The 22226-nt window shown below is 59.3% G+C and carries 18 protein-coding genes and 4 tRNA genes; 7 read left to right on the forward strand and 15 right to left on the reverse strand.

Annotation, left to right across the window (positions count from 1 at the left end; translation table 11 throughout):
* The 6 genes from AK821_RS17985 to AK821_RS18010 all read right to left on the reverse strand — a co-directional run.
* The coding region (locus AK821_RS17985; protein WP_236708320.1) for a DUF6531 domain-containing protein at positions 1 to 1855 on the reverse strand (1855 nt) is incomplete at its 3' end.
* Positions 1856 to 2112: 257 nt separating this feature from the next.
* Positions 2113 to 2517, reverse strand: a complete 405-nt coding sequence (locus AK821_RS17990; RefSeq protein ID WP_064390908.1) for an SEL1-like repeat protein — start codon at positions 2515 to 2517, stop codon at positions 2113 to 2115.
* Positions 2518 to 2889, reverse strand: coding sequence for a hypothetical protein (locus AK821_RS17995; RefSeq protein WP_003223109.1), 372 nt, complete (start codon positions 2887 to 2889; stop codon positions 2518 to 2520).
* Entirely contained in the window at positions 2886 to 3227 is a 342-nt protein-coding gene (locus AK821_RS18000; RefSeq protein WP_064390909.1) for a helix-turn-helix domain-containing protein, read from the reverse strand. The genes AK821_RS17995 and AK821_RS18000 overlap by 4 nt, the downstream gene beginning before the upstream one ends.
* Before the next feature lie 112 nt (positions 3228 to 3339).
* Entirely contained in the window at positions 3340 to 3795 is a 456-nt protein-coding gene (locus AK821_RS18005; RefSeq protein WP_064390910.1) for a YkvA family protein, read from the reverse strand.
* Between the two features lie 294 nt (positions 3796 to 4089).
* Positions 4090 to 4809 carry an FKBP-type peptidyl-prolyl cis-trans isomerase gene (locus tag AK821_RS18010; RefSeq protein ID WP_064390911.1) on the reverse strand — a complete coding sequence of 240 codons (720 nt, stop codon included), beginning with the start codon at positions 4807 to 4809 and terminating at the stop codon, positions 4090 to 4092.
* Positions 4810 to 5069: 260 nt separating this feature from the next.
* Here AK821_RS18010 and AK821_RS18015 point away from each other — a divergent pair, with 260 nt between their 5' ends.
* Positions 5070 to 6878, forward strand: a complete 1809-nt coding sequence (locus AK821_RS18015; RefSeq protein ID WP_064390912.1) for a di-heme-cytochrome C peroxidase — start codon at positions 5070 to 5072, stop codon at positions 6876 to 6878.
* Positions 6875 to 8041 carry a catalase family protein gene (locus AK821_RS18020; protein WP_064390913.1) on the forward strand — a complete coding sequence of 389 codons (1167 nt, stop codon included), beginning with the start codon at positions 6875 to 6877 and terminating at the stop codon, positions 8039 to 8041. The genes AK821_RS18015 and AK821_RS18020 overlap by 4 nt, the downstream gene beginning before the upstream one ends.
* 180 nt (positions 8042 to 8221) lie before the next feature.
* On the opposite strand, the gene AK821_RS18025 is transcribed toward AK821_RS18020, so the two are convergent.
* From AK821_RS18025 to AK821_RS18040, 4 genes are all read right to left on the reverse strand, one after another.
* A tRNA-Asp gene (locus tag AK821_RS18025) sits at positions 8222 to 8298 on the reverse strand.
* Positions 8299 to 8317: 19 nt separating this feature from the next.
* A tRNA-Val gene (locus tag AK821_RS18030) sits at positions 8318 to 8393 on the reverse strand.
* A gap of 190 nt (positions 8394 to 8583) precedes the next feature.
* Positions 8584 to 8660: transfer RNA gene (locus tag AK821_RS18035), tRNA-Asp, on the reverse strand.
* 19 nt (positions 8661 to 8679) lie between these two features.
* Positions 8680 to 8755, reverse strand: a tRNA-Val gene (locus tag AK821_RS18040).
* Positions 8756 to 8914: 159 nt separating this feature from the next.
* On the opposite strand from AK821_RS18040, the gene rdgC reads away from it, so the two are divergent.
* The 3 genes from rdgC to sugE all read left to right on the forward strand — a co-directional run bounded on the left by rdgC (position 8915) and on the right by sugE (position 11410).
* Positions 8915 to 9835 carry a recombination-associated protein RdgC gene (rdgC, locus tag AK821_RS18045; protein ID WP_064390914.1) on the forward strand — a complete coding sequence of 307 codons (921 nt, stop codon included), beginning with the start codon at positions 8915 to 8917 and terminating at the stop codon, positions 9833 to 9835.
* Positions 9836 to 10011: 176 nt separating this feature from the next.
* Entirely contained in the window at positions 10012 to 10977 is a 966-nt protein-coding gene (locus tag AK821_RS18050) for a bile acid:sodium symporter family protein (protein ID WP_064390915.1), read from the forward strand.
* Between the two features lie 118 nt (positions 10978 to 11095).
* Positions 11096 to 11410: a quaternary ammonium compound efflux SMR transporter SugE gene (sugE, locus tag AK821_RS18055; protein ID WP_064390916.1), complete on the forward strand. Its 315-nt coding sequence runs from the start codon at positions 11096 to 11098 to the stop codon at positions 11408 to 11410.
* Between the two features lie 97 nt (positions 11411 to 11507).
* Here the strand turns inward: sugE and AK821_RS18060 are convergent, their stop codons facing one another.
* From AK821_RS18060 to AK821_RS18075, 4 genes are all read right to left on the reverse strand, one after another.
* Positions 11508 to 13382 carry an MFS transporter gene (locus AK821_RS18060; protein ID WP_064390917.1) on the reverse strand — a complete coding sequence of 625 codons (1875 nt, stop codon included), beginning with the start codon at positions 13380 to 13382 and terminating at the stop codon, positions 11508 to 11510.
* A gap of 99 nt (positions 13383 to 13481) precedes the next feature.
* On the reverse strand, positions 13482 to 14633 hold the full coding sequence (locus AK821_RS18065) for a TDT family transporter (protein WP_064390918.1): 1152 nt from the start codon (positions 14631 to 14633) through the stop codon (positions 13482 to 13484).
* Positions 14634 to 14738: 105 nt separating this feature from the next.
* Positions 14739 to 15050, reverse strand: coding sequence for a cupin (locus AK821_RS18070; RefSeq protein ID WP_064390919.1), 312 nt, complete (start codon positions 15048 to 15050; stop codon positions 14739 to 14741).
* Between the two features lie 51 nt (positions 15051 to 15101).
* On the reverse strand, positions 15102 to 16289 hold the full coding sequence (locus AK821_RS18075; RefSeq protein WP_064390920.1) for an MFS transporter: 1188 nt from the start codon (positions 16287 to 16289) through the stop codon (positions 15102 to 15104).
* Positions 16290 to 16380: 91 nt separating this feature from the next.
* On the opposite strand from AK821_RS18075, the gene AK821_RS18080 reads away from it, so the two are divergent.
* Entirely contained in the window at positions 16381 to 16923 is a 543-nt protein-coding gene (locus AK821_RS18080) for a TetR/AcrR family transcriptional regulator (protein ID WP_064390921.1), read from the forward strand.
* 258 nt (positions 16924 to 17181) lie between these two features.
* Complete coding sequence (locus tag AK821_RS18085) at positions 17182 to 20652, forward strand: hybrid sensor histidine kinase/response regulator (RefSeq protein ID WP_064390922.1); 3471 nt, start codon at positions 17182 to 17184, stop codon at positions 20650 to 20652.
* Between the two features lie 110 nt (positions 20653 to 20762).
* Here AK821_RS18085 and rmuC read toward each other — a convergent pair whose 3' ends face one another.
* Positions 20763 to 22127 (reverse strand): DNA recombination protein RmuC, encoded by a 1365-nt coding sequence (gene rmuC, locus AK821_RS18090; RefSeq protein ID WP_161806661.1) that lies wholly within the window; start codon positions 22125 to 22127, stop codon positions 20763 to 20765.
* Positions 22128 to 22226: the final 99 nt, after the last annotated feature.

The following is a 22226-nucleotide window of genomic DNA, read 5'->3' on the forward strand; positions in this document are numbered from 1 at the left end:
CAGCCAGTTGCCGCTGCAAAATGACGTGGGTGTCATCGTAGTCATAACGCTCGCTGTCACCGACCGCGTTGGTCGCGGCCAACAAGCGTTGACGGGCGTCGTAGCAGTAGCTGACGAGGTTTTGTTCGGTGTGCCAGGTGCCTTCAGACCACACCTGATAATCGACACCGACCAACTGCGCGCGGTCATAGCGCAACAACAGCGAACGCCCGGCACCGTTATCCAGTCGCTGCACCCGGTCAGACCGATCGCGCTGCAGCGTCAGACGATTGCCATAAACATCACTGATCGCCGTCAGCCGACCCGCGCGAAAGTGATAGAACCGCGCTGTGTCCCCAGCCAGCGCGAGGATCAGCTCTTCCGGCTCATCGCCAAGGAAAATCGCTGCCCGCGACAAACTGTTGTGAATCGCCGGTCGCTCGACGCTCGGCAGCGGGAACCGCGTTCGACGGTTTTCGTGGTCGACCCAGACGACCTCATCACCCAAAAACTCCAGCCGATGCGCCAGCGAATGGCTCCAGCCAAAGCCCAGCCCGACATCGATCTCGACGGCGCTCGAGCGATACAGACGGCTGAACTCGAACGGCAGCACGCCATCGAGCACCGCATCGGACAGGGTCAGCAGTTCTTCGCCGGTGACCATCGACACCGGACAACCGTTGGTGCAGGTCAGTAGCGCGCAATCGGCGCTGTCGCCGTTGGGGTTTTTTGCTTGATCAGAGGCGTCGTCGTGGTGTTCGTCTTTTTTTAGCGAGGCATTGCGCTTGGCATCCCAACGTAGCTGCAATCGGCCCTTTTTCACGCCGGCGGCAATGCCACGGGCGGCGACCGACTTGTATTGATCAACGTATTTGATGAACCCCTCGACGATGGCAAACATCGCCTTCACCAAGCGCTTCACTGCTGACAGCAATTGCGCTGCGCGATCTGCCAGGCGCAGCGTCAGATAAGCGATCCCTGCGCCCGCCCCGACGAACGTCAGAACCACGCCGATCAACACATCGATCAGCACCTGAACGATCACCATCGACGCCGCTTCAGCAGTTTTCCCGGCGATCTCGCTGGGCGGCAACATCTCCAGCCAGAGGCTTGCAGTGCGTAGCAGTAAACAGAGCGCCGCTTCGTCACTGACCAGCAATTGCAGCTTTTCCATGACGCCAGGGGCCGTCGCAGCGAGCGCCATCAACTGCGTGGCACCCTCGCCCAACCGCTCGGCAAACGCCCCGGGGTCCTTGAGAATGTCCGAGAGCAGACCAAGGCTGTCCCACACGCCTTCGATGGCCGCCCAGCTCCCGGCCAGCATGCCGTTGCCCGCCGCCGTCGCCACCGACTGCGACCACTGTGGTTTGAAACCCTGCCATTCGCTGCGCAGCCAGCCTTCCAGCTCTGCATTCAGGCCGTCATAGGCCGTGAACAGCTCATCGACTTCAGCGGAGGTGACCTTGCTGTGCACCTGCACGCGATAGAACTTGCCGGGTATTCCTATGAATGAGCCTTGGCCTTGCGCATCCAAAGTGACGGGAGTGGTTTCGCCACCATCCATGGCGATCACATCGACCACGATATTTCCCAGCGGAATGTCGTAGACCGATTCAAATTTGCTCTCGAGCAGCATCGGACCGATTTTCGGGCACTGAACGACGCTGGAGAAGAAATCGTGATCGCTGCTGCTGACGGCAGTGCTGCTGTCACCGAAGCGGAGGATCCGCTCCATGCCCATCAGCGATGGCAGATCCGCCGCGTGACTGACTGTGTCCGCCGCACGGCTGGCCCAATGCTTGAGCTGCTCGCGGTAAAGACTGAGGGTGGCGGGAAAGCTGTCGAGTTCTTGCTCGATACGGGTGACGGCTTCCATCAGCGCACGCGGGTGTGCGGAGTGGACTGAATAAGCGGGTCAAACATGAGCGTTCCCTCGCGCAAAAATTAGGCGCGGGAACTGTGCGGGGGATCAATCAGGAAAGAAGTCAGGCAAGTAGGTGATGGCTGTAGGACTTATCTGTAAAAGCTACTCACATAAAAAACAGGCAGGCGAAAACGCAAACGTGGCAGGAGGTTTCCTTCACGCCACGTTTATCAAACAGACAAGCAGATATTCAATGCGCAGAACGTTTGCTACTCAACGCCGCGCGAGCCCAGTTCTTTCAGCTTGAGCTCGGCCAATGGGTGCCCGGCCTTGGCAGCCATTCTCCACCAGCGAGCAGCCTCATCCGGGTCAGGCGCCTTGCTCGGCGTACCTGCGAGGCTGATCACGCCAACCTGATAGGCCGCTTTGCCATCACCCGCCAAAGCCGCCAGGCGCAATAATCGCACACCTTCCTCGCGTGCCCCCAGGCCCACACCGCGAAACGTCAGGATGTGCCCATAAAAGCTCTGCGCACCGACATCGCCCAGGTTGGCCATGCGCGCAAACTGACCTTCAAGCCAGCGCCAGCCACGCGGCTGGCGGACAAACCACGACCAGTGAAACAACCGGCGAGCCAGCCAGTAACTGGCCCGCGCCTTGAGTCGTAGCAACACTCAGGCCTCCGCCGATTCCGGGTACTCGTACTCAAAAACCCGGACAACTTCCGACGCATGCCAAGAGGCGGCGGCGACACCATCGGACGGACCGGAAAACCGCCCGAGACGCTCGACACATTCAAAAAAACCGGTACGCGGCAGGCGACTGGCACCTTGGCTGATGACCAGTGAGCTGCGCAGTGGTTGTTCGGCCTTGGCGTCCAGTGCGGCCAGATGTTCGAGCGCCGCGGTCAGCGTCTGCATCGCCGGCGTCGGCAATTGCAGGCGTTCGAGCAGCGCCCGATAAGTCAGCAGATGGCGCTGACGGCGCGCCTGATCCAGTTCTCCCAGCAATCCGTCCCAATGCTGACGACTGATGCGTACGCTCACGATTCATCCCTCCAACCTGGCACCGTCAACTCCCAGGCCAGGCTGCGACGAATCGCGGCGTCGGGCTGACGCTCGCCACTTTCGATCATGGCCAGATAAGACGGGCTGATGCCTACCGTGCGGGCCAGCGCCTCGATGGCGATGCCCTTCCCTTCGCGCAAACTGCGTAATTGATCCAGACCAGGAAGTATCGGGTCTGATGATGTCGCGACAGGCGCTGGGGCCGGGCGCGACGGTGTTTCGTTGAGACCTGCTGCTTTCAGTAGAGCCTGATATTGAGCCCAAGGCAGAACCGCGTATTCCGGTTCGCCATCGCGTGCAATTATCTGAATATCCATGACTACCCCGTAGGACAACAACACTTAGCGAGTCGGCACTTTTCCCTAGAAGTGTAATCCTAACAGCGGCTAAGGTCGCGGGGGCATCTATCTGTGAAAGGGACTACAACAATCAGGGCTTTTTCGGGCCCTGAAGTTGAAGTTGTTCAGGGGTATCGGGCAGGCGCTCGACCACAGCGAGTTTTTCCGGCTGCTGGCGGTTGCGCCAGATGCGGAAGGCGTTGAGCTCATCGTCGAGGGTTTTCATCAGCCAGGCGAGGACGGCAATGTCGTCGAGCATACCGAATACCGGGATGAAATCAGGAATGGCATCGACCGGGCTGAGGAAATACATCAATCCCGCCACCACCGAAACCAGCGCTTTGCCGCTGATGGCGCGGTACTCGCCCCGCCAGTACGCCAGGCACAATGCCTGCAGCAGACGCAGATCATCTTTGAGTTTGCCGAGTCGATTACCTTGCGCGGCACCTTTGCTGGCCACGGCGAACAGCAGCGTCGGTAAACGTCCACGGGCAAGCAATCGGCCAGCCAAGGGCAGGAATCGAGCGAAATTCCACGGAGCTTTCATCTATTCCTCCCGTTGAAATGTTATCCACACAAATTGTGGATAACCTTGTGAACAGAGCTGCATTTGTGCGCTGAGAGCCCCGTTTTATAAGGGCCGCGCTCAGATCGGGCGTTTTTTACTCACATAAAAAACCCCAATATTTCATTGACTTGGCGGCTCAGGGCGTCTACCGCGGGGCAGCCTCAAAGCTATGACTCCTCTGACCGGCGTCGGTTCGCTCTGTTTACCCTTGCCAACCTCCAGATGCAACAACGCCCCGCATAAGCGAGGCGTTGTTGTTGAAACCGAGACCGATTACTTGGCGGCAGCGGCGTCTTCTTTGGCTGGATCCTTGATGGCCAACAGTTCCAGGTCGAAGACCAGAACCGAGTTGGCCGGGATTGCCGGGCTTGGCGACTGAGCGCCGTAAGCCAGATCGCTAGGGATGTACAGTTTGTACTTCTCGCCAACGTGCATCAGTTGCAGGCCTTCGACCCAACCCGGGATCACGCCGCTTACCGGCAGATCGATCGGGCTGCCGCGCTCGACGGAACTGTCGAATACGGTGCCGTTGGTCAGCTTGCCGGTGTAGTGAACGGTCACTACGTCGGTAGGCTTAGGCTGTGGGCCGTCGGCTTTCTTGACCACTTCGTATTGCAGGCCGGAAGCAGTCGTCGTTGCGCCTGCTTTCTTGCCGTTTTCTTCGAGGAATTTCTTGCCGGCGGCTGCCGACTCTTCGCTCATCTTGGCCATGCGCTCTTCAGCACGCTTTTGCAGCGCGGCGAAGGCTTCGACCAGTTCTTCGTCTTTCAGCTTCTGTTCTTTCTTGCCGACGGCATCTTCGATGCCCTGGGCTACCGCTTTGGAGTCCAGATCATCCATGCCTTCCTGAGCAAGGCTCTTGCCCATGTTCAGGCCGATACCGTAGGAAGCTTTTTGCGCCGGGGTTTTCAGCTCTACGCTGGTCTGCGAATCACAACCCGCGAGGACCAGGCTAACCAGGGCAACCGCCGCCGCCAACCGATGCTGTTTCATGCTATTTCCTTGTTCATGCGCCGAAAGGGCAATCGAGTAAAGCCGCGAGCTTATCAGGCCGCCACGACCAATGGCTACCGGCATGAGAGCAGGAATCTTCCGATAAGTTCAGGGATTAAAACGCATTTGGGCAAAGGCGCGATGAAGCTTCTGTCATCTATGCCTGACAAGACTTCCCATGACATCTGGCGTAATGGCCACTTGCCCAGCATGGCCCCGCTCAGGCATAACAGCGCAACAATTCGACAAGGATGTTTATCTTGCGCCTCTTATTCCGTGTGCTGACCCTGATCGTGGTGCTGCTGGGGCTCGTCCTGGTGGTGATTCTGTACTACGTCGCCAACCCGAAATTGCCCTTCTACACCCCCGCCCAGCAGGTGCATTACCTGAATCAGTGGAGTGAAGAAGAACGGCAAACCTACTATTTCACGCCGCAGGGTACGCAGGTCAAAGGCTTGCGCTATGAATGGTTTCAGGCGCTGGAGTTGCCGTTTTCCGAGCAGCGATTCGCCTCTCCCGACTACCTTGCCCGCTTCGGCTTTCTCGTCGATCCGCAACAGAAAGCCACGCCGAACAATCCCGGCAACCTGCCTGTCGGCTTTGCCCGACATCAGAATCCCGGCAGTCCCGAGCAATATCTGGACATAACTTGTGCGGCTTGCCACACCGGCGAATTGCGCTTCAAAGGCCAAGCCATACGCGTTGATGGCGGTGCGGCGCAGCATGTGCTGCCTTCCAGCGTTCCTACATTGCGTGGTGGTAGTTTCGGACAGGCACTGGTCGCCAGTCTGACCTCAACCTACTTCAATCCCTGGAAATTCGAACGCTTCGCTCGAAACGTCTTGGGTGATGAGTACGATGCGAGCCACGGGCAACTGCGCAAGGATTTCAAAGGCTCACTGGACACCTTCCTGAAAGTCGCCTGGAACGACACCCATCGCGGCCTCTACCCGACCGAAGAAGGCCCCGGCCGTACCGACGCGTTCGGACGGATCGCCAATGCGACGTTCGGCGATGCCATCTCCCCTGCCAACTACCGCGTTGCCAATGCACCGGTGGATTACCCGCAGTTGTGGGACATGTGGACTTTCGACTGGGTGCAATGGAACGGCTCGGCGCAGCAGCCGATGGCGCGCAATATCGGTGAGGCATTGGGCGTAGGCGCTACCCTGAATTTCTTCGACGCCGACGGCCAGCCGCTGCAAGGCGATGAGCGCTATGCCTCCAGCGTGCGCGTGCGTGATCTGCACAAGATTGAGGAAACCCTGCAAAAGCTTCAGCCGCCCGCCTGGCCGGAAGATTTGCTGGGCGTTGTCGATAGACCCCTGGCCGCCAAAGGTCGCACGTTGTTCAGCGAGAATTGCGCCGGATGCCACGTCCCGCGGGCAACCCGTGAGGGCGACCGCTGGGTGCAACACCTGCACATGCTCCCCGTTGATGTCATCGGCACAGACCCCAATGCAGCCACCAATATCGCGACTCACCGCTTCGATCTGACGGCACTGCAATGGGATTTGCAAGAACTGAAGAATATGGACGTCAAGCTGCATCCAGAGCCCAAAGAACCGTTGGATCTGAGCCAGCTATCAGTCGCCAAGGGACTGGCTTACGTCACCGCATTCGTCGAAAACCGCGCCTACCGCGAAGCCAAGGTTACGCCGGAAGAAAAGCCAGACCTCGATGGCTTTGGCCTGCCGATTGGCGTGCGCGAAAAAGTCGCCTACAAGGCACGGCCATTGGCCGGTGTCTGGGCCACTGCGCCGTTTTTGCACAACGGCTCGGTGCCGACTATTTACCAGTTGCTCTCACCACAGGATGAACGCGCAACCACCTTCTATAAAGGCACGTTCGAATACGAACCACGGCATCTGGGTTATCGCACCGAAGCGTTCCCTAATGGCTTTCTGTTCGATACGCGGATCAGCGGCAACCACAACAGCGGTCATGAATTCCGCGCCGGCGAGCGCGGTAACGGGGTCATCGGCCGACTGCTGCAACCGGAAGAACGCTGGGCGTTGCTGGAATACCTGAAAGTCCTCGGCGGCCCACTGGAGGCGCAATTGCCATGATCCTGCCAACCTTCAAGAAAGAACTGCCGATACTCGCCCGAATCTGGTTGTGGCTCGGGCGTCTACTCGGCAAAACACTGTTGATTATGCTCGCCATCGGCCTGCTCGGCTGGGCAGTCGCCACCGCGTGGTTTGCCTGGCAACAACGCGGGCCGGTGTCGGCAACCGAACAGATTCCATCTGGCGAAGCGGCGATGACCCAAGACGTGATCCAGACCGCCGTGCGCATCGTCGATCAACACCGCGAACCCACACGGTATTTGCGCGACGCGCATGCCAAGGCCCATGGCTGTGTAAAGGCTGAAGTCCAGGTCTTACCTCAGTTGGCGCAGTCGCTGCGACAGGGCGTTTTCAGCGAACCGGGGACAACCTGGCAAGCGATGATTCGCCTGTCCAACGGCAATGCTTATCCGCAATTCGACAGCATTCGCGACGCCCGTGGCATGGCGATCAAATTGCTGGACGTGCCGGGTAAACAGCTACTTGGCGAACGCGCGCAGCGGCGTGAACAGGATTTTGTCATGTTCAGCCATCCGAACTTCTTTGTCAGTGATGTCGCCGAGTACCGTCAGAATGTGGCTGCTCAAGCTGACGGTAAAAAGGTCATGGCGTTTTTTCCGGGCTGGGATCCACGCACCTGGCAGATCCGCCATTTGTTTATCGCCTTGGCCACCCTGTCGTCGCCGCCGGACAGTCCGACGGCGACGACCTACTTTTCGGTCTCGCCCTACAAATTCGGTGACGCCAATGCGAAGTTTCGGGTGATGCCGGATCCGGCCCGCTGCCCGGCCTACACGCTACCGAAACAGAACCACGACTTGCCGAACTTCCTGCGCAGCGCTCTCAGTCAGCAGTTGTCGGCGGATCGAGTGCCGGCGTGTTTTGTCCTGCAGATCCAGCGTCAGGATGCGAACCGGTACATGCCGATCGAAGACACCAGTATTGAATGGCGTGAGCAGGACTCACCGTTCGAGACCGTGGCGCGGATTACCTTGCCACCACAGGACTTCGATTCGCCTGCGCTGAATCTGGCGTGTGACAACCTGTCGTTCAATCCGTGGTTCGGCATTGAAGCGCATCGGCCGATTGGCGGGATCAATCGTCTGCGCAAAGCGGTGTATGAGGCGGTGAGTGATTATCGGCATAGCCGGAATGCCCTGTAGGAGCTGTCGAGTGCAACGAGGCTGCGATCTTTTGATCTTAGGAAAGCAGGATCAAAAGATCGCAGCGTGCCGTAGCTCCTACAGGGGCTCAGGTGATTTTCTCAAACCCCGGACAGCAAAAAGCCCGCACTAGGCGGGCTTTCTGTGGAATCTGGCGTTCAGTGTTCCAGATTCCGAATATGGCGCAGCGGACGGGACTCGAACCCGCGACCCCCGGCGTGACAGGCCGGTATTCTAACCGACTGAACTACCGCTGCGCGAAACGCTTGAAACGAATGGTGGGTGATGACGGGATCGAACCGCCGACATTCTGCTTGTAAGGCAGACGCTCTCCCAGCTGAGCTAATCACCCTTCGCTTCGTTACGGGACGCATTATGCCACAAGTTTTCGTAATGTGTTGATTTAATTGAAGTTTTTTTCAAATAAATCCGAAAACCGGTGAAACGACACATCCCGCGGTACAACCTTGGAGCAGAAAAAAACCCGCCTTGGCGGGTTTTTCCGTGGTGACCTGGCGTTCAGTGGTCCAGGTTACCGAATATGGCGCAGCGGACGGGACTCGAACCCGCGACCCCCGGCGTGACAGGCCGGTATTCTAACCGACTGAACTACCGCTGCGCTAAACACTTGAAACGAATGGTGGGTGATGACGGGATCGAACCGCCGACATTCTGCTTGTAAGGCAGACGCTCTCCCAGCTGAGCTAATCACCCTTCGCTTCGGTGTGGCGCGCATTCTACGGAGCGACCCAACCTCTGGCAAGCACTTTTTAAAATAATTTTCTCAGGCCTTCCAAAGGCTTAGAGAAGGGTTGGCCTATTAGACGGCGAAGACAATAATGCCCCCCTTTGTATAAAGGAGAGACTCACCCCATGTGGTTCAAAAACCTGCTTATCTATCGCCTGACCCAAGACCTGCCTGTCGATGCCGAGGCGCTGGAAACTGCACTGGCCACCAAACTGGCGCGTCCATGTGCAAGCCAGGAGTTGACCACCTACGGTTTCGTCGCGCCGTTCGGCAAAGGCGAAGATGCTCCATTGGTGCACGTCAGCGGTGACTTCCTGCTGATTTCCGCGCGTAAAGAAGAACGCATTCTGCCGGGCAGCGTCGTGCGTGACGCGGTCAAGGAAAAGGTCGAAGAGATCGAAGCCGAACAGATGCGCAAGGTCTACAAGAAGGAACGCGATCAGATCAAGGATGAAATCATCCAGGCGTTCCTGCCGCGCGCCTTTATCCGTCGCTCGTCGACCTTCGCCGCGATTGCGCCGAAACAGGGCCTGATCCTGGTCAACTCGGCCAGCCCGAAACGCGCCGAAGACCTGCTGTCGACCCTGCGTGAAGTGATCGGCACCCTGCCCGTCCGTCCGTTGACGGTAAAAATGGCACCGACAGCGGTCATGACCGATTGGGTCACCACGCAGAAAGCTGCCGACGACTTCTATGTACTGGACGAGTGCGAACTGCGCGACACCCACGAAGACGGCGGTATCGTGCGTTGCAAACGTCAGGATCTGACCAGCGAAGAAATCCAGCTGCACCTGAGCACTGGCAAAGTCGTGACCCAGCTGTCGCTGGCCTGGCAGGACAAATTGTCGTTCATGCTCGACGACAAGATGACCGTCAAACGCCTGAAGTTCGAAGATCTGCTGCAGGATCAGGCGGAACAGGACGGCGGCGATGAAGCGCTGGGGCAACTGGATGCCAGCTTCACCCTGATGATGCTGACCTTTGGCGATTTCTTGCCGGCGCTGGTGGAAGCGTTGGGTGGTGAAGAGACTCCGCAGGGGATCTAACGCCTTGTGATATCCAAACTGTAGGAGTGAGCCTGCTCCGGGCGGCGATCCGACGATGAGGGACTGACATTCAACACCACTGTTGACTGAACAACCGCCATCGTCGGATCGCCGCCCGGAGCAGGCTCACTCCTACATTTGTTTTATGGTGTTCATTTAATAATAAGGATCAAGCCATGCGCGCACTGGCTGCACTCAGCCGCTTTGTCGGCAATACCTTCGCTTACTGGGTTCTGATTTTCGCCGTCGTGGCGTTCTTGCAACCGGCATGGTTCCTCGGTCTCAAAAGCGCGATCGTGCCGCTGCTCGGCCTGGTGATGTTCGGCATGGGCCTGACCCTCAAACTCGACGACTTCGCTGCTGTTGCCCGCCACCCATGGCGCGTGGCACTGGGCGTGGTTGCACACTTCGTGATCATGCCCGGCGTGGCGTGGTTGCTCTGCCAGGTATTTCATTTGCCGCCAGAAATCGCCGTCGGCGTGATTCTGGTCGGCTGCTGCCCAAGCGGCACGTCGTCCAACGTGATGACCTGGCTGGCTCGCGGCGATCTGGCGTTGTCGGTCGCGATCGCTGCCGTGACCACCCTCCTCGCCCCACTGCTGACCCCGGCGTTGATCTGGCTGCTGGCCTCGGCATGGTTGCCGGTATCGTTCATGGAGTTGTTCTGGTCGATCCTGCAAGTGGTGTTGCTGCCGATCATCCTTGGCGTGGTTGCTCAACGTCTGCTCGGCGACAAGGTTCGTCACGCCGTAGACGTGTTGCCGCTGGTGTCGGTGGTCAGCATCGTGATCATCGTCACTGCCGTGGTAGCCGCGAGTCAGGCGAAGATTGCCGAATCCGGTCTGTTGATCATGGCCGTGGTGATGCTGCACAACAGCTTCGGTTATCTGCTGGGTTACTTCACCGGGCGTCTGTTCAAGTTGCCACTGGCACAGCGCAAGTCGCTGGCCCTGGAAGTCGGCATGCAGAACTCCGGCCTGGGTGCCGCGCTGGCCAGTGCGCACTTTTCGCCATTGGCGGCGGTGCCGAGTGCTTTGTTCAGTGTGTGGCACAACATTTCCGGGGCGCTGCTTTCGACCTACTTCCGACGCATGAGCGAGAAGGAAGATCGCGAGGCCTCGGTGCAACAAGCCGCCGACTGAGGCGAAACTTGATCCCCGGATTAATGCTGGTCAAACTATCGCGCAACGCGGGGACGACCCTGCGGCTCGATCGAGTCATTAATCTGGGGACGACCCCGTCAATCGATGGAGGTCTTTCATGTCCTGGATCATTCTGTTTTTCGCCGGTCTGTTCGAAGTCGGCTGGGCCGTCGGCCTGAAATACACCGACGGTTTCTCCCGCCCGCTACCTACCGCTCTGACTATTGCGGCCATGGCCATCAGCCTTGGTTTGCTCGGCCTTGCGATGAAGGAATTGCCGCTGGGCACGGCTTACGCGATCTGGACCGGTGTCGGCGCCGTGGGCACGGTGATTGCCGGGATCATTCTGTTTGGCGAGTCGATGGCGTTGATTCGGCTGGCCAGTGTGGCGTTGATCATTACCGGGTTGATTGGCCTTAAGATCAGCGCCTAGGCATCTACCGCAATCGCGAGCAGGCTCACTCCTACAGGGAAACGCATTTCAAATGCAGGAGTGAGCCTGCTCGCGATAAGGCCAACACAATCAGCGACTATCTAACGGCCCCGCGCAACTCCCCCACCAACACCTGCAACTTCGCCGGCTCCGCCGCATCTACGTCCACCGGCGAACCCGCCACCAACGTCACCCGCGACCACAACCGCCGAAACACACCTTTATTCGGATCGCGACTGAAGAAACTTCCCCACAGCCCTTGCAACGCCAGTGGAATCACCGGCACCGGCGTTTCTTCGAGAATCCGCGTCAACCCGCCCCGGAATTCATTCATCTCGCCGTCGGCGGTCAGCTTGCCTTCCGGAAAGATGCATACCAACTCACCGTCCTTCAGATATTGGGCAATCCGCGTGAAGGCCTTTTCGTAGATCTGAATGTCTTCCTGGCGACCGGCGATAGGAATGGTCCCCGCCGTGCGAAAGATAAAGTTCAGCACTGGCAGGTTGTAGATCTTGTAATACATGACAAAGCGAATCGGCCTACGCACTGCGCCACCAATCAGCAAGGCATCGACGAACGACACATGGTTGCACACCAGCAGTGCCGCGCCTTCGTCAGGAATCGCGTCAAGGTTGCGATGTTCGACGCGGTACATGGAATGGCTGAGCAGCCAGATCAAGAAACGCATGCTGAACTCGGGGACGATCTTGAAGATGTAGGCGTTAACGCCGATGTTGAGCAGCGACACCACCAGGAACAACTGCGGAATCGACAATTGCACCACGCTCAACAACACGATCGAAACAATCGCCGAGACCACCATGAACAGTGCGTTGAGAATGTTGTTGGCGGCGATCACCCGAGCCCGCTCGTTCTCGGCGGTGCGTGACTGGATCAGCGCGTACAGCGGCACAATATAGAAACCGCCAAAAATGCCGAGGCCGAGGATGTCGATCAGCACCGCCCAAGTGTGCACAAAGCCCAGCACCTCGATCCAGCTATGGCCGGTGACACTGTCGGGGATTCCACCGGAGTGCCACCACAGCAACAGCCCGAACACGGTCAGGCCGAACGAGCCGAACGGCACCAGACCGATCTCGACCTTGCGCCCGGAGAGCTTCTCGCAAAGCATCGAGCCCAGCGCGATACCGACCGAGAACACCGTGAGAATCAAGGTGACCACGGTCTCATCGCCGTGCATCCATTCCTTGGCATAGGCAGGGATCTGCGTCAGGTAAATCGCCCCGACAAACCAGAACCACGAGTTGCCGACAATCGAGCGCGACACCGCTGGGGTCTGGCCCAGACCGAGTTTTAACGTCGCCCAGGATTGACTGAAGATGTTCCAGTTCAGACGCATCTCTGGCGAAGAGGCCGCCGCGCGGGGAATGCTACGGCTGGCCAGATAACCCAATACGGCGATGCCGACGATGGCGGTCGACACCAACGGCGCGTAATGAGTCGAGGACATGATCACCCCGGCACCAATCGTCCCGGCGAGAATCGCCAGAAACGTGCCCATCTCCACCAGACCGTTGCCGCCGACCAACTCATCCTCACGCAGCGCCTGCGGCAGGATCGAATACTTCACCGGCCCGAACAGCGCCGAGTGCGTGCCCATGGCGAAAAGCGCCACCAGCATCAGCGACAGATGATCAAACAGGAAACCGACGGATCCCACGGCCATGATGGCGATTTCCGCCAGTTTGATCAGACGGATCAGCGCGTCCTTGGCGAATTTTTCTCCAAACTGCCCGGCCAGCGCCGAGAACAGGAAAAACGGCAGGATAAACAACAGCGCGCACAGATTGACCCAAATCGAGCGATCACCTTCGATGGTCAATCGATAGAGAATGGCCAGGATCAGTGACTGTTTAAACACGTTGTCGTTAAACGCGCCCAGCGACTGGGTAATAAAGAACGGCAGGAAGCGCCGGGTGCGCAGCAGGTTGAACTGTGAGGGGTGACTCATCTTCCGTGTTTCCCTGATGTTTAAGGTAGAGAGGCCTGGGTACTGCTTATTGGATTCTCGAACCGCGATCCAGGCCACACCTTACCTAAACTTTTCAGGTTATTTCTTCAAACCTGCAATACATGGCGAGACAAACAGCTCACCACGCCACGCACCTTGCACGGTGCGTTTGCCGACAATCAGCCACATCACCGCCAGCAACATCACCAACAGCGTGCCGACGACGCTGAAAAACGTCAGGTTCAGAGTGCTCGCCAGTTTCAGGGTTGCCAGCGAATACACGCCCAACGGGAAGGTGAATCCCCACCAGCCGAGGTTGAACGGAATGCCGTCACGCAAGTAACGCACGGTGATCAGCAGCGCCATCAGCATCCACCACAACCCGAAGCCCCACAGGGTGATCCCCGCAATAAGCCCCAGACCCGCAGCGATCTCGCCGATGCCCGGCAGACCGTTCGCCGCGAAAATCGCTGGCGCATCACCGCCCAACAGCAACATGCCCAGCGCACCGGTGCCGATCGGGCCTAGGGCCAGCCAGCTCGAAGCGGCCATGTTTTCGTGGGGCAGTTTATGCAGGGCCATGCGCAGCAGCAGGATCGTCAGAATGCTGAACGCTACCGGTAGGGAAAAGGCCCAGAGCACGTAGCTCGTCGTCAGCACCACCAGTTGCGAGTGAGCATCGGTGAGATGTGGCGCAAGCAGACCACCACTGGCCGCCGCCACTTCGGCTGCCACGACCGGCAGCAGCCAAACCGCAGTCATCTGGTCGATGCTGTGTTCCTGACGGGTAAACATCATGTACGGAATCAACACGCCGCAAGCCAGTGACATGGCCACATCGATCCACCACAGCACTTCGGCGAGATGAATCACACCGTCGCCCCAACGCGGCAGACCAAACAACAGAAAGCCGTTGATGATCGTCGCCAGGCCCATGGGAATCGTGCCGAAGAACATCGATACCGTGGAGTGACCGAAAATCCGCCGTGCTTCATCGAAGAACAGGATCCAGCGCGCGGCGTAGGCAGCGGTAAACAGGCTGAACAACAGAATGTTGAACAACCACAAACCTTCAGCAATGGCGTGCAGGCCTGGAATGGCCAAGGGCAGTTGCGCCAGCGCCAACGCCAGCACACCAGTACCCATGGTCGCGGCGAACCAGTTCGGGGTGAACTGGCGGATCACTTCACGCGGATGCTGAAGCTGGCTGAACGGCTTGATGCCGGGTTTGGCGCTATTGGGGCAAATCATCATGAGCTCCTGTCCTCTGGTGAGGTTGAGTCCATGGTAGAACCGAATCGAATATCTATATAACGGGTAATATCTCTAACTGTTATCTGTTTTACCAATAAGCAATCAGACACTGCCCTCGGATTCGATGACCAAAATCCGCGCCACGCCTTGCGGGTGGGCGACATGCTCGGTGCCAACCGAGGCATGGAAAATGTCACCGACGTCGAGCTGCACCTGTTTTTCCTCGCCTTTTTCACGGTAATGCATCAGTACCTGGCCATCGAGCACCACGAATACTTCCTCGCCGTCGTTGACGTGCCATTGGTACGGCTGATCGGTCCAGTGCAGGCGCGTGGTGATGCCGTTCATGTTGGCGATGTCCAGCGCGCCCCAGGCGCGCTCGGCGGTAAAGGTTTTGCTGCGAATAATCTTCATGAGTCGATCCGTGAAAAGAAGGCTGGGCAAGGCTAACCGAAACCGCAGCGATTATGGAGCGCGGCACACTTTGGCCGGCGCAGGACGCAGGCTGAGCAACAACGCGCCGACGGCCAGCACGATCAAAATCGCTCCGTAACCATCGGTGGTCGCCAGCAGACCGTAGCTGCGCGACAAGTGCCCGGCGAGCAACGCCGGCAAGCAGAACGCCAGATAACTGAGCACGTAATACGCCGACATCAAACCCGCCCGTTCATGGCGCAGCGCCAGCGGCACCAGGCTGCGCACAGCACCGAGAAACCCGGAACCGAAGCCGCACCCGGCCACCAACGTGCCGAGGAAAAACAGCGACAGACTGGCGGTGTGCACGCCGAGCAGAATCAGCACCAGCCCCATCGGCAACAAGCTTGCGCCCAGCTGCAATGCGCGTTTGGCGCTGCGATTGCGCAAGGTGAAGATCATCAGCGCGCCGGTCACTGTCAGTGCCGCTACCGTCGCGCCGCCGATCAGGTTGGACGTCGACCCAGTGGCAGTGCGCACCAGTGACGGCGCTAGCGAGGCATAGAAACCACCGAGCGCCCACGTTGCGGTATTCAATGGCAGAACTTTCCACAACGTTGAGCGCGCTTGAACCGGCACATGCAACGTTGGCCGTAACGACGCCCAGGCGCCGGCCTGAGGCGAAGCGCTTTCGGGCAAGCGCCAGACATAAATGCCCTGCAACACAAACAAACCGAGCAACAGCCAATAGGTCAATTGCAGTGGCGCCGGGGCAAATTCGGCGAGCAACCCGCAACCCATGCCACCCAGCGCCATCCCCAGCAGCGGCGCGACGCTGTTGATCATCGGGCCTTGCTGGTGATCGGTGTCGAGCAACGTAGCACTCAATACCGCCGTCGCCATACCGGTGGCAAAACCTTGCAGGACGCGAGCGCTGATCAGCCACGTTACGCTATCGGCGTAGATGAACAGCAACATCGCCAGCGCATTCAGCAGCACGGCGGTGAAGATCACCGGTTTGCGTCCGAGGTGATCGGACAGTGAGCCCACGGTCAATAGAGCCGCCAACAGACTGAGCGCGTAGACGCCGAAGATCAGCGTCAGCACCGCTGCCGAGAAATGCAGCTGATCCTGATACAGGTGATACAGCGGCGTCGGCGCCGTGGACGCGGCGAGAAAACTGAGTAAGGTGATCGCCAGAAACCACAGGCTGGATCGATGGGAAGCAAGGCTGGTCATGGGCACACTCCGCAAAAGCTAATTTTTTGCTTTTGCGGAGTGTGCTACTGCCTCACGCTTAAAGCAAATTCTTTGTGTTAAGGTCTGCCGCATGGCTATTAAAGAAGGTTTACGCCCCGGCGGTCGCAGTGCCCGGGTGCAAGAGTCGATTCACTCGGCAGTCCGCGCACTGCTGCAGGAACAGGAGCGCTCGACGGTGACCGTGCCGCAAATTGCCGCGCGCGCCGGAGTGACGCCGTCGACGATTTATCGGCGCTGGGGCGATCTCGCAGCGCTGCTGGCAGATGTCGCCCTCGCCCGCATGCGTCCGGTCAGCGAACCGGCTGAAACCGGCAGTCTGCGCCGCGATATCCGCGCCTGGGCCGAGCAGTATCTCGACGGGATGAGTTCCGAACCCGGCCGCAACATGATGCGTGACGTGCAGGCGAGTGCGACGCCGGGGTATTGCGTGACGATCATTGGCGCGCAGTTGCAGACGATCATTGCGCGGCACCCCGCTGAGACTGCGCCGAGTGTTGATCGGTTGATCAATCTGGTGGTGGCGCCGGTGGTGTTCCGGATTCTGTTTTCGGCGGCGGCACTGGAGGTGGATGAGCTTCATCGTCTGATCGATATTGCGCTGCGTCAGGACTGACATCGATATTCATGTAGGAGCTGCGGCACGCTGCGATCTTTTGATCTTGATTTTGAAAGATCAAAAGACCGCAGCCTCGTTTCACTCGACAGCTCCTACAGGGTTCGATGCCTGGCAATGTCATCGCACAACGCCTCCATTCAAACCTGCGACACCCCGCCACGCCACGACCTTGGTCGACACTGACTAACCGCCCCGCGCGTGCGAGACTGTCCGCCCGGGCAGGAGTGCCGGGGAGTCTTCTGTCGGGAGTGTTGCATGTCGTTGTCCACCGGGCTGATCGCCGCCGTCGCCCTGGCCTATATGGCCATCATGTTCGCCATCGCCTTCTACGGCGACCGTCGCAGCACGCCGTTGCCGCCGCGCATGCGTGCCTGGGTGTACAGCCTGTCACTGGCGGTTTACTGCACCAGTTGGACGTTCTTCGGTGCGGTCGGCCAGGCAGCAGAACAACTGTGGTCATTCCTGCCGATTTACCTCGGGCCGATCCTGCTGCTGGTGGGGGCGCCGTGGGTCCTGCAAAAAATGGTGATGATCAGCAAACAGGAGAACATCACCTCCATCGCCGACTTCATCGCCGCGCGCTACGGCAAATCGCAATCGCTGGCGGTGGTGGTCGCGCTGATCTGTCTGGTCGGCGTTCTGCCCTACATCGCCCTGCAACTCAAAGGCATCGTCCTCGGCGTGAACCTGTTGATTGGCGCCGGCGCCGACGCCATGGGCACCCGCGCCCAGGACACCGCGCTGATCGTGTCGCTGGTGCTGGCGCTGTTCACCATCGTCTTCGGTACACGCAACCTCGATGCCACCGAACACCACCGCGGCATGGTGCTCGCGATTGCCTTCGAATCGCTGGTCAAGCTGTTTGCCTTTCTTGCCGTCGGCGCCTTCGTCACCTATGGCCTGTATGACGGTTTCGACGACCTGTTCAATCAAGCGATGCTCGCGCCGCGCCTTGAGGAATACTGGAAAGAAACCATCAATTGGCCATCAATGGTGGTGCAGACTGGCGTGGCGATGATGGCGATCATCTGCCTGCCACGGCAATTCCACGTCACCGTGGTGGAAAACATCGATCCACAGGATCTGCGTCTGGCCAAATGGGTGTTCCCGGCTTACCTGGCCTTGGCCGCGCTGTTTGTAGTGCCGATCGCTCTGGCCGGTCAGATGATGCTGCCGAGCGACGTGTTGCCCGACTCTTTCGTCATCAGCCTGCCCTTGGCGCAGGCCCATCCAGCGCTGGCGTTGCTGGCGTTTATCGGCGGCGCGTCGGCGGCGACCGGCATGGTGATTGTCGCCAGCGTGGCGTTGTCGACCATGGTTTCCAACGACATGCTGTTGCCGTGGCTGCTGCGGCGCAACAACGCCGAGCGCCCGTTCGAAGTATTCCGCCAGTGGATGTTGTCGGTGCGCCGGGTGAGCATCGTGGTGATCCTGCTGCTGGCATATGTCAGCTACCGTTTGCTCGGCTCCACCGCCAGCCTCGCCACCATCGGCCAGATCGCTTTTGCTGCCGTGACTCAACTGGCACCGGCCATGCTCGGCGCCCTGTACTGGAAGCAGGCCAACCGCCGTGGCGTTTTCGCAGGTTTGGCCGCGGGCACATTCCTGTGGTTTTACACACTGATTCTGCCGATCGCCGCGCACAGCCTTGGCTGGTCGCTGAGCAGTTTCCCGGGGCTGGCGTGGTTGCACAGCAATCCGCTGAATCTGCCGATCACCCCGCTGACCCAAGGCGTGGTGCTGTCGCTGGCGGGTAACTTCACGCTGTTTGCGTGGGTCTCGGTGCTGTCCCGTACGCGGGTGTCAGAGCATTGGCAGGCCGGGCGTTTCATTGGTCAGGAGATCAGCGCGCGACCCAGTGCACGCTCGATGCTGGCGGTGCAGATCGACGATTTGCTGCAACTGGCCGCGCGCTTTGTCGGTGAAGAGCGTGCGCGCCAGAGCTTCATCCGCTTTGCCTATCGTCAAGGCAAGGGCTTCAATCCGAACCAGAATGCCGACGGCGAATGGATCGCTCACACCGAGCGCTTGCTGGCCGGTGTACTTGGCGCCTCTTCTACGCGCGCTGTAGTAAAAGCCGCCATCGAAGGTCGGGAAATGCAACTGGAGGACGTCGTCCGGATCGCTGACGAAGCATCGGAGGTGCTGCAATTCAACCGCGCCTTGTTGCAAGGCGCGATCGAGAACATCACCCAAGGGATCAGCGTGGTCGACCAGTCGCTGAAACTGGTGGCGTGGAACCGGCGTTATCTGGAGCTGTTCAATTATCCCGACGGTCTGATCAGCGTCGGGCGGCCGATTGCCGACATCATTCGCTACAACGCCGAGCGCGGTTTGTGTGGCCCAGGCGAAGCGGAGGTACACGTTGCCCGCCGCCTGCACTGGATGCGCCAGGGCCGCGCGCACACCTCGGAACGGCTGTTTCCCAATGGCCGGGTGATCGAGTTGATCGGCAACCCGATGCCGGGCGGTGGTTTTGTCATGAGTTTCACCGATATCACCGCGTTCCGCGAGGCTGAGCAAGCGCTGACCGAGGCCAACGAGGGCCTCGAGCAACGCGTCAGCGAACGCACGCAGGAGCTGTCGCAACTCAATGTCGCGCTGACCGAAGCCAAAGGCACCGCCGAGGCGGCAAACCAGTCGAAAACCCGCTTCCTCGCGGCGGTCAGTCATGACTTGATGCAGCCGCTGAACGCTGCACGGCTGTTCTCCGCCGCCCTCTCCCATCAGGACGATGGCTTGAGTAGCGAAGCGCAGAAACTGGTGCAACACCTCGACAGTTCGCTGCGTTCGGCCGAGGACTTGATCAGCGATCTGCTGGACATCTCGCGGCTGGAAAACGGCAAGATCAACCCGGACCGCAAGCCTTTTGCACTCAATGAGTTGTTCGACATTCTCGGCGCCGAATTCAAGGCGCTGGCGCAAGAACAAGGCTTGAGCTTTCGCGTGCGCAGCAGCCATTTGCGCATCGACAGCGACAGCAAATTGCTGCGACGGATTTTGCAGAACTTCCTGACGAACGCCTTCCGCTACGCCAAAGGTCCGGTGCTGCTGGGCGTGCGTCGCTGCGGGGAAGAATTGTCGCTGGAAGTGTGGGATCGCGGACCGGGTATTCCGGAAGACAAGCTGCAGGTAATTTTCGAAGAGTTCAAACGTCTCGACAGTCATCAGACCCGTGCCGAAAAAGGTCTGGGGCTTGGATTGGCGATTGCCGACGGTTTGTGTCGCGTGCTCGGCCATACGCTACGTGTGCGTTCGTGGCCAGGACGCGGCAGTGTATTCAGCGTCAGCGTGCCATTGGCACCGACGCAATCCGTACCGTCGAGCATCTCTGTCGAGTTGAATGGCACATTGCACAGCGGCGCACGGGTGCTGTGCATCGACAATGAAGACAGCATTCTGATCGGTATGCACAGCTTGTTGAGTCGTTGGGGATGCCAGGTGTGGACGGCGCGCAATCGCGAGGAGTGCGCGGCATTGCTGAGCGAAGGCGTGCGCCCGCAACTGGCACTGGTCGACTATCACCTGGATCACGGCGACACCGGCACTGACTTGATGGCCTGGTTGCGCACCACGTTGGGCGAGCCGGTACCGGGTGTGGTGATCAGCGCGGACGGCCGGCCGGAGACGGTCGCGCAGGTGCATGCGGCGGGGCTGGATTATCTGCCGAAACCGGTGAAACCGGCGGCGTTGCGGGCGTTGTTGAGTCGGTATTTGCCGCTGTAGGTGGTGACTTTACTGACGCCTTCGCGAGCAGGCTCGCTCCCACAGTTTGAAATGCATTCCAATGTGGGAGCGAGCCTGCTCCGGGCGGCGATCTGAAGAAGCTTTTAGAGTCACTCGGGAAGCTCGACGAGACCATCGACATCGGTCATCGCCCGTTCCAGCAAATCCGCCGGCAAGCTCTTGCTCGCCCGCGCGCCGAGCAGTTTGAGCTGCTCACTGCGACTGACCAGATTGCCGCGTCCTTCGGTCAGCTTGTTGCGCGCTGAGCTGTAGGCCTTGTCCAGTTGCTGCAGACGATTGCCGACCTCATCCAGATCCTGGATGAACAGCACGAACTTGTCGTACAGCCACCCGGCACGTTCGGCGATTTCCCTGGCGTTCTGGCTCTGGCGCTCCTGTTTCCACAGGCTGTCGATGACCCGCAATGTCGCCAGCAACGTGGTGGGACTGACGATGACAATGTTGCGGTCGAAGGCTTCCTGAAACAGTGTCGGCTCAGCCTGCAAAGCGGCGGAGAATGCCGCTTCGATCGGAACGAACAGCAAGACGAAATCGAGGCTGTGCAGGCCTTCCAGACGCTTGTAGTCCTTGCCGGCCAAACCTTTGACGTGAGTGCGCAAGGACAGCACGTGCTGCTTGATCGCGATCGGTCCGAGGGTGTCGTCATCAGCGGCGACGTACTGTTGATACGCGGTGAGGCTGACCTTGGAGTCGACCACGACCTGCTTGTCGCCCGGCAGATAAATGAGCACATCCGGCTGGAAGCGCTCGCCATCCGGGCCCTTGAGATTGACCTGCGTCTGGTACTCGCGGCCCTTTTCCAGACCGGCGTGTTCGAGCACGCGCTCAAGAATCAACTCGCCCCAGTTGCCTTGGGTTTTCTGGCCTTTGAGTGCGCGTGTAAGGTTGGTCGCTTCGTCGCTCAGACGCAGGTTGAGCGCTTGCAGGCGCTCCAATTCCTTGGCCAGCGAGAAACGCTCACGGGCTTCGGCCTGATAGCTTTCTTCCACACGTTTTTCGAAGGACTGGATGCGTTCTTTCAAAGGATCGAGCAATTGCCCGAGACGCTGCTGACTGGTCTCGGCAAAACGCTGTTCGCGCTCATCGAAAATCTTTCCGGCCAGCTCGGCGAACTGCGCGCGCAATTCATCGCGTGAGCCTTGCAGGTCGTTGAGGCGTTGTTGATGGCTTTCCTGCTGTTCGCGCAATTCGGCGCTCAACGAAGCGGCCTGAGCGTCGAGGCGGCGCAACTCGGCTTCTTTGTTGGCGCGCTCAAGGTTCCAGGCATGGGAGGCGTCACGAGCATCGTCGCGTTCGATCTGCAGCAGTTCTACTTCCCGACGCAGGGCCGCCAGATCCGCCTGTTTCGCGGCGTTGGCCTGACCGAGGTCGGCGACTTCATCGCGACTGGCATCCAGTTGCGCGTTGAGCCCGTCCTGCGCCAGTTGCGCCATGGCCAGCCGCTCTTCGAGCAACGCCACGTCTGCCTGAGCGTTACTCGCCCGGCGTTGCAGTTGCCAGGCCAACGCCAGCAGCGGCAAGCCTGCCCCTGCGAGACCGAGCAATATGCTGGT

It is taken from the genome of Pseudomonas sp. RIT-PI-r, from assembly GCF_001297015.1.
GTDB lineage: Bacteria > Pseudomonadota > Gammaproteobacteria > Pseudomonadales > Pseudomonadaceae > Aquipseudomonas.

Coding starts and splice junctions, on each gene's coding strand:
- AK821_RS18000 (WP_064390909.1), bottom strand. CDS start 3,227: ATGGATATTCAGATAATTGCACGCGATGGCGAACCGGAATACGCGGTT.
- AK821_RS18005 (WP_064390910.1), bottom strand. CDS start 3,795: ATGAAAGCTCCGTGGAATTTCGCTCGATTCCTGCCCTTGGCTGGCCGA.
- AK821_RS18010 (WP_064390911.1), bottom strand. CDS start 4,809: ATGAAACAGCATCGGTTGGCGGCGGCGGTTGCCCTGGTTAGCCTGGTC.
- AK821_RS18020 (WP_064390913.1), top strand. CDS start 6,875: ATGATCCTGCCAACCTTCAAGAAAGAACTGCCGATACTCGCCCGAATC.
- rdgC (WP_064390914.1), top strand. CDS start 8,915: ATGTGGTTCAAAAACCTGCTTATCTATCGCCTGACCCAAGACCTGCCT.
- AK821_RS18050 (WP_064390915.1), top strand. CDS start 10,012: ATGCGCGCACTGGCTGCACTCAGCCGCTTTGTCGGCAATACCTTCGCT.
- sugE (WP_064390916.1), top strand. CDS start 11,096: ATGTCCTGGATCATTCTGTTTTTCGCCGGTCTGTTCGAAGTCGGCTGG.
- AK821_RS18060 (WP_064390917.1), bottom strand. CDS start 13,382: ATGAGTCACCCCTCACAGTTCAACCTGCTGCGCACCCGGCGCTTCCTG.
- AK821_RS18065 (WP_064390918.1), bottom strand. CDS start 14,633: ATGATTTGCCCCAATAGCGCCAAACCCGGCATCAAGCCGTTCAGCCAG.
- AK821_RS18070 (WP_064390919.1), bottom strand. CDS start 15,050: ATGAAGATTATTCGCAGCAAAACCTTTACCGCCGAGCGCGCCTGGGGC.
- AK821_RS18075 (WP_064390920.1), bottom strand. CDS start 16,289: ATGACCAGCCTTGCTTCCCATCGATCCAGCCTGTGGTTTCTGGCGATC.
- AK821_RS18080 (WP_064390921.1), top strand. CDS start 16,381: ATGGCTATTAAAGAAGGTTTACGCCCCGGCGGTCGCAGTGCCCGGGTG.
- AK821_RS18085 (WP_064390922.1), top strand. CDS start 17,182: ATGTCGTTGTCCACCGGGCTGATCGCCGCCGTCGCCCTGGCCTATATG.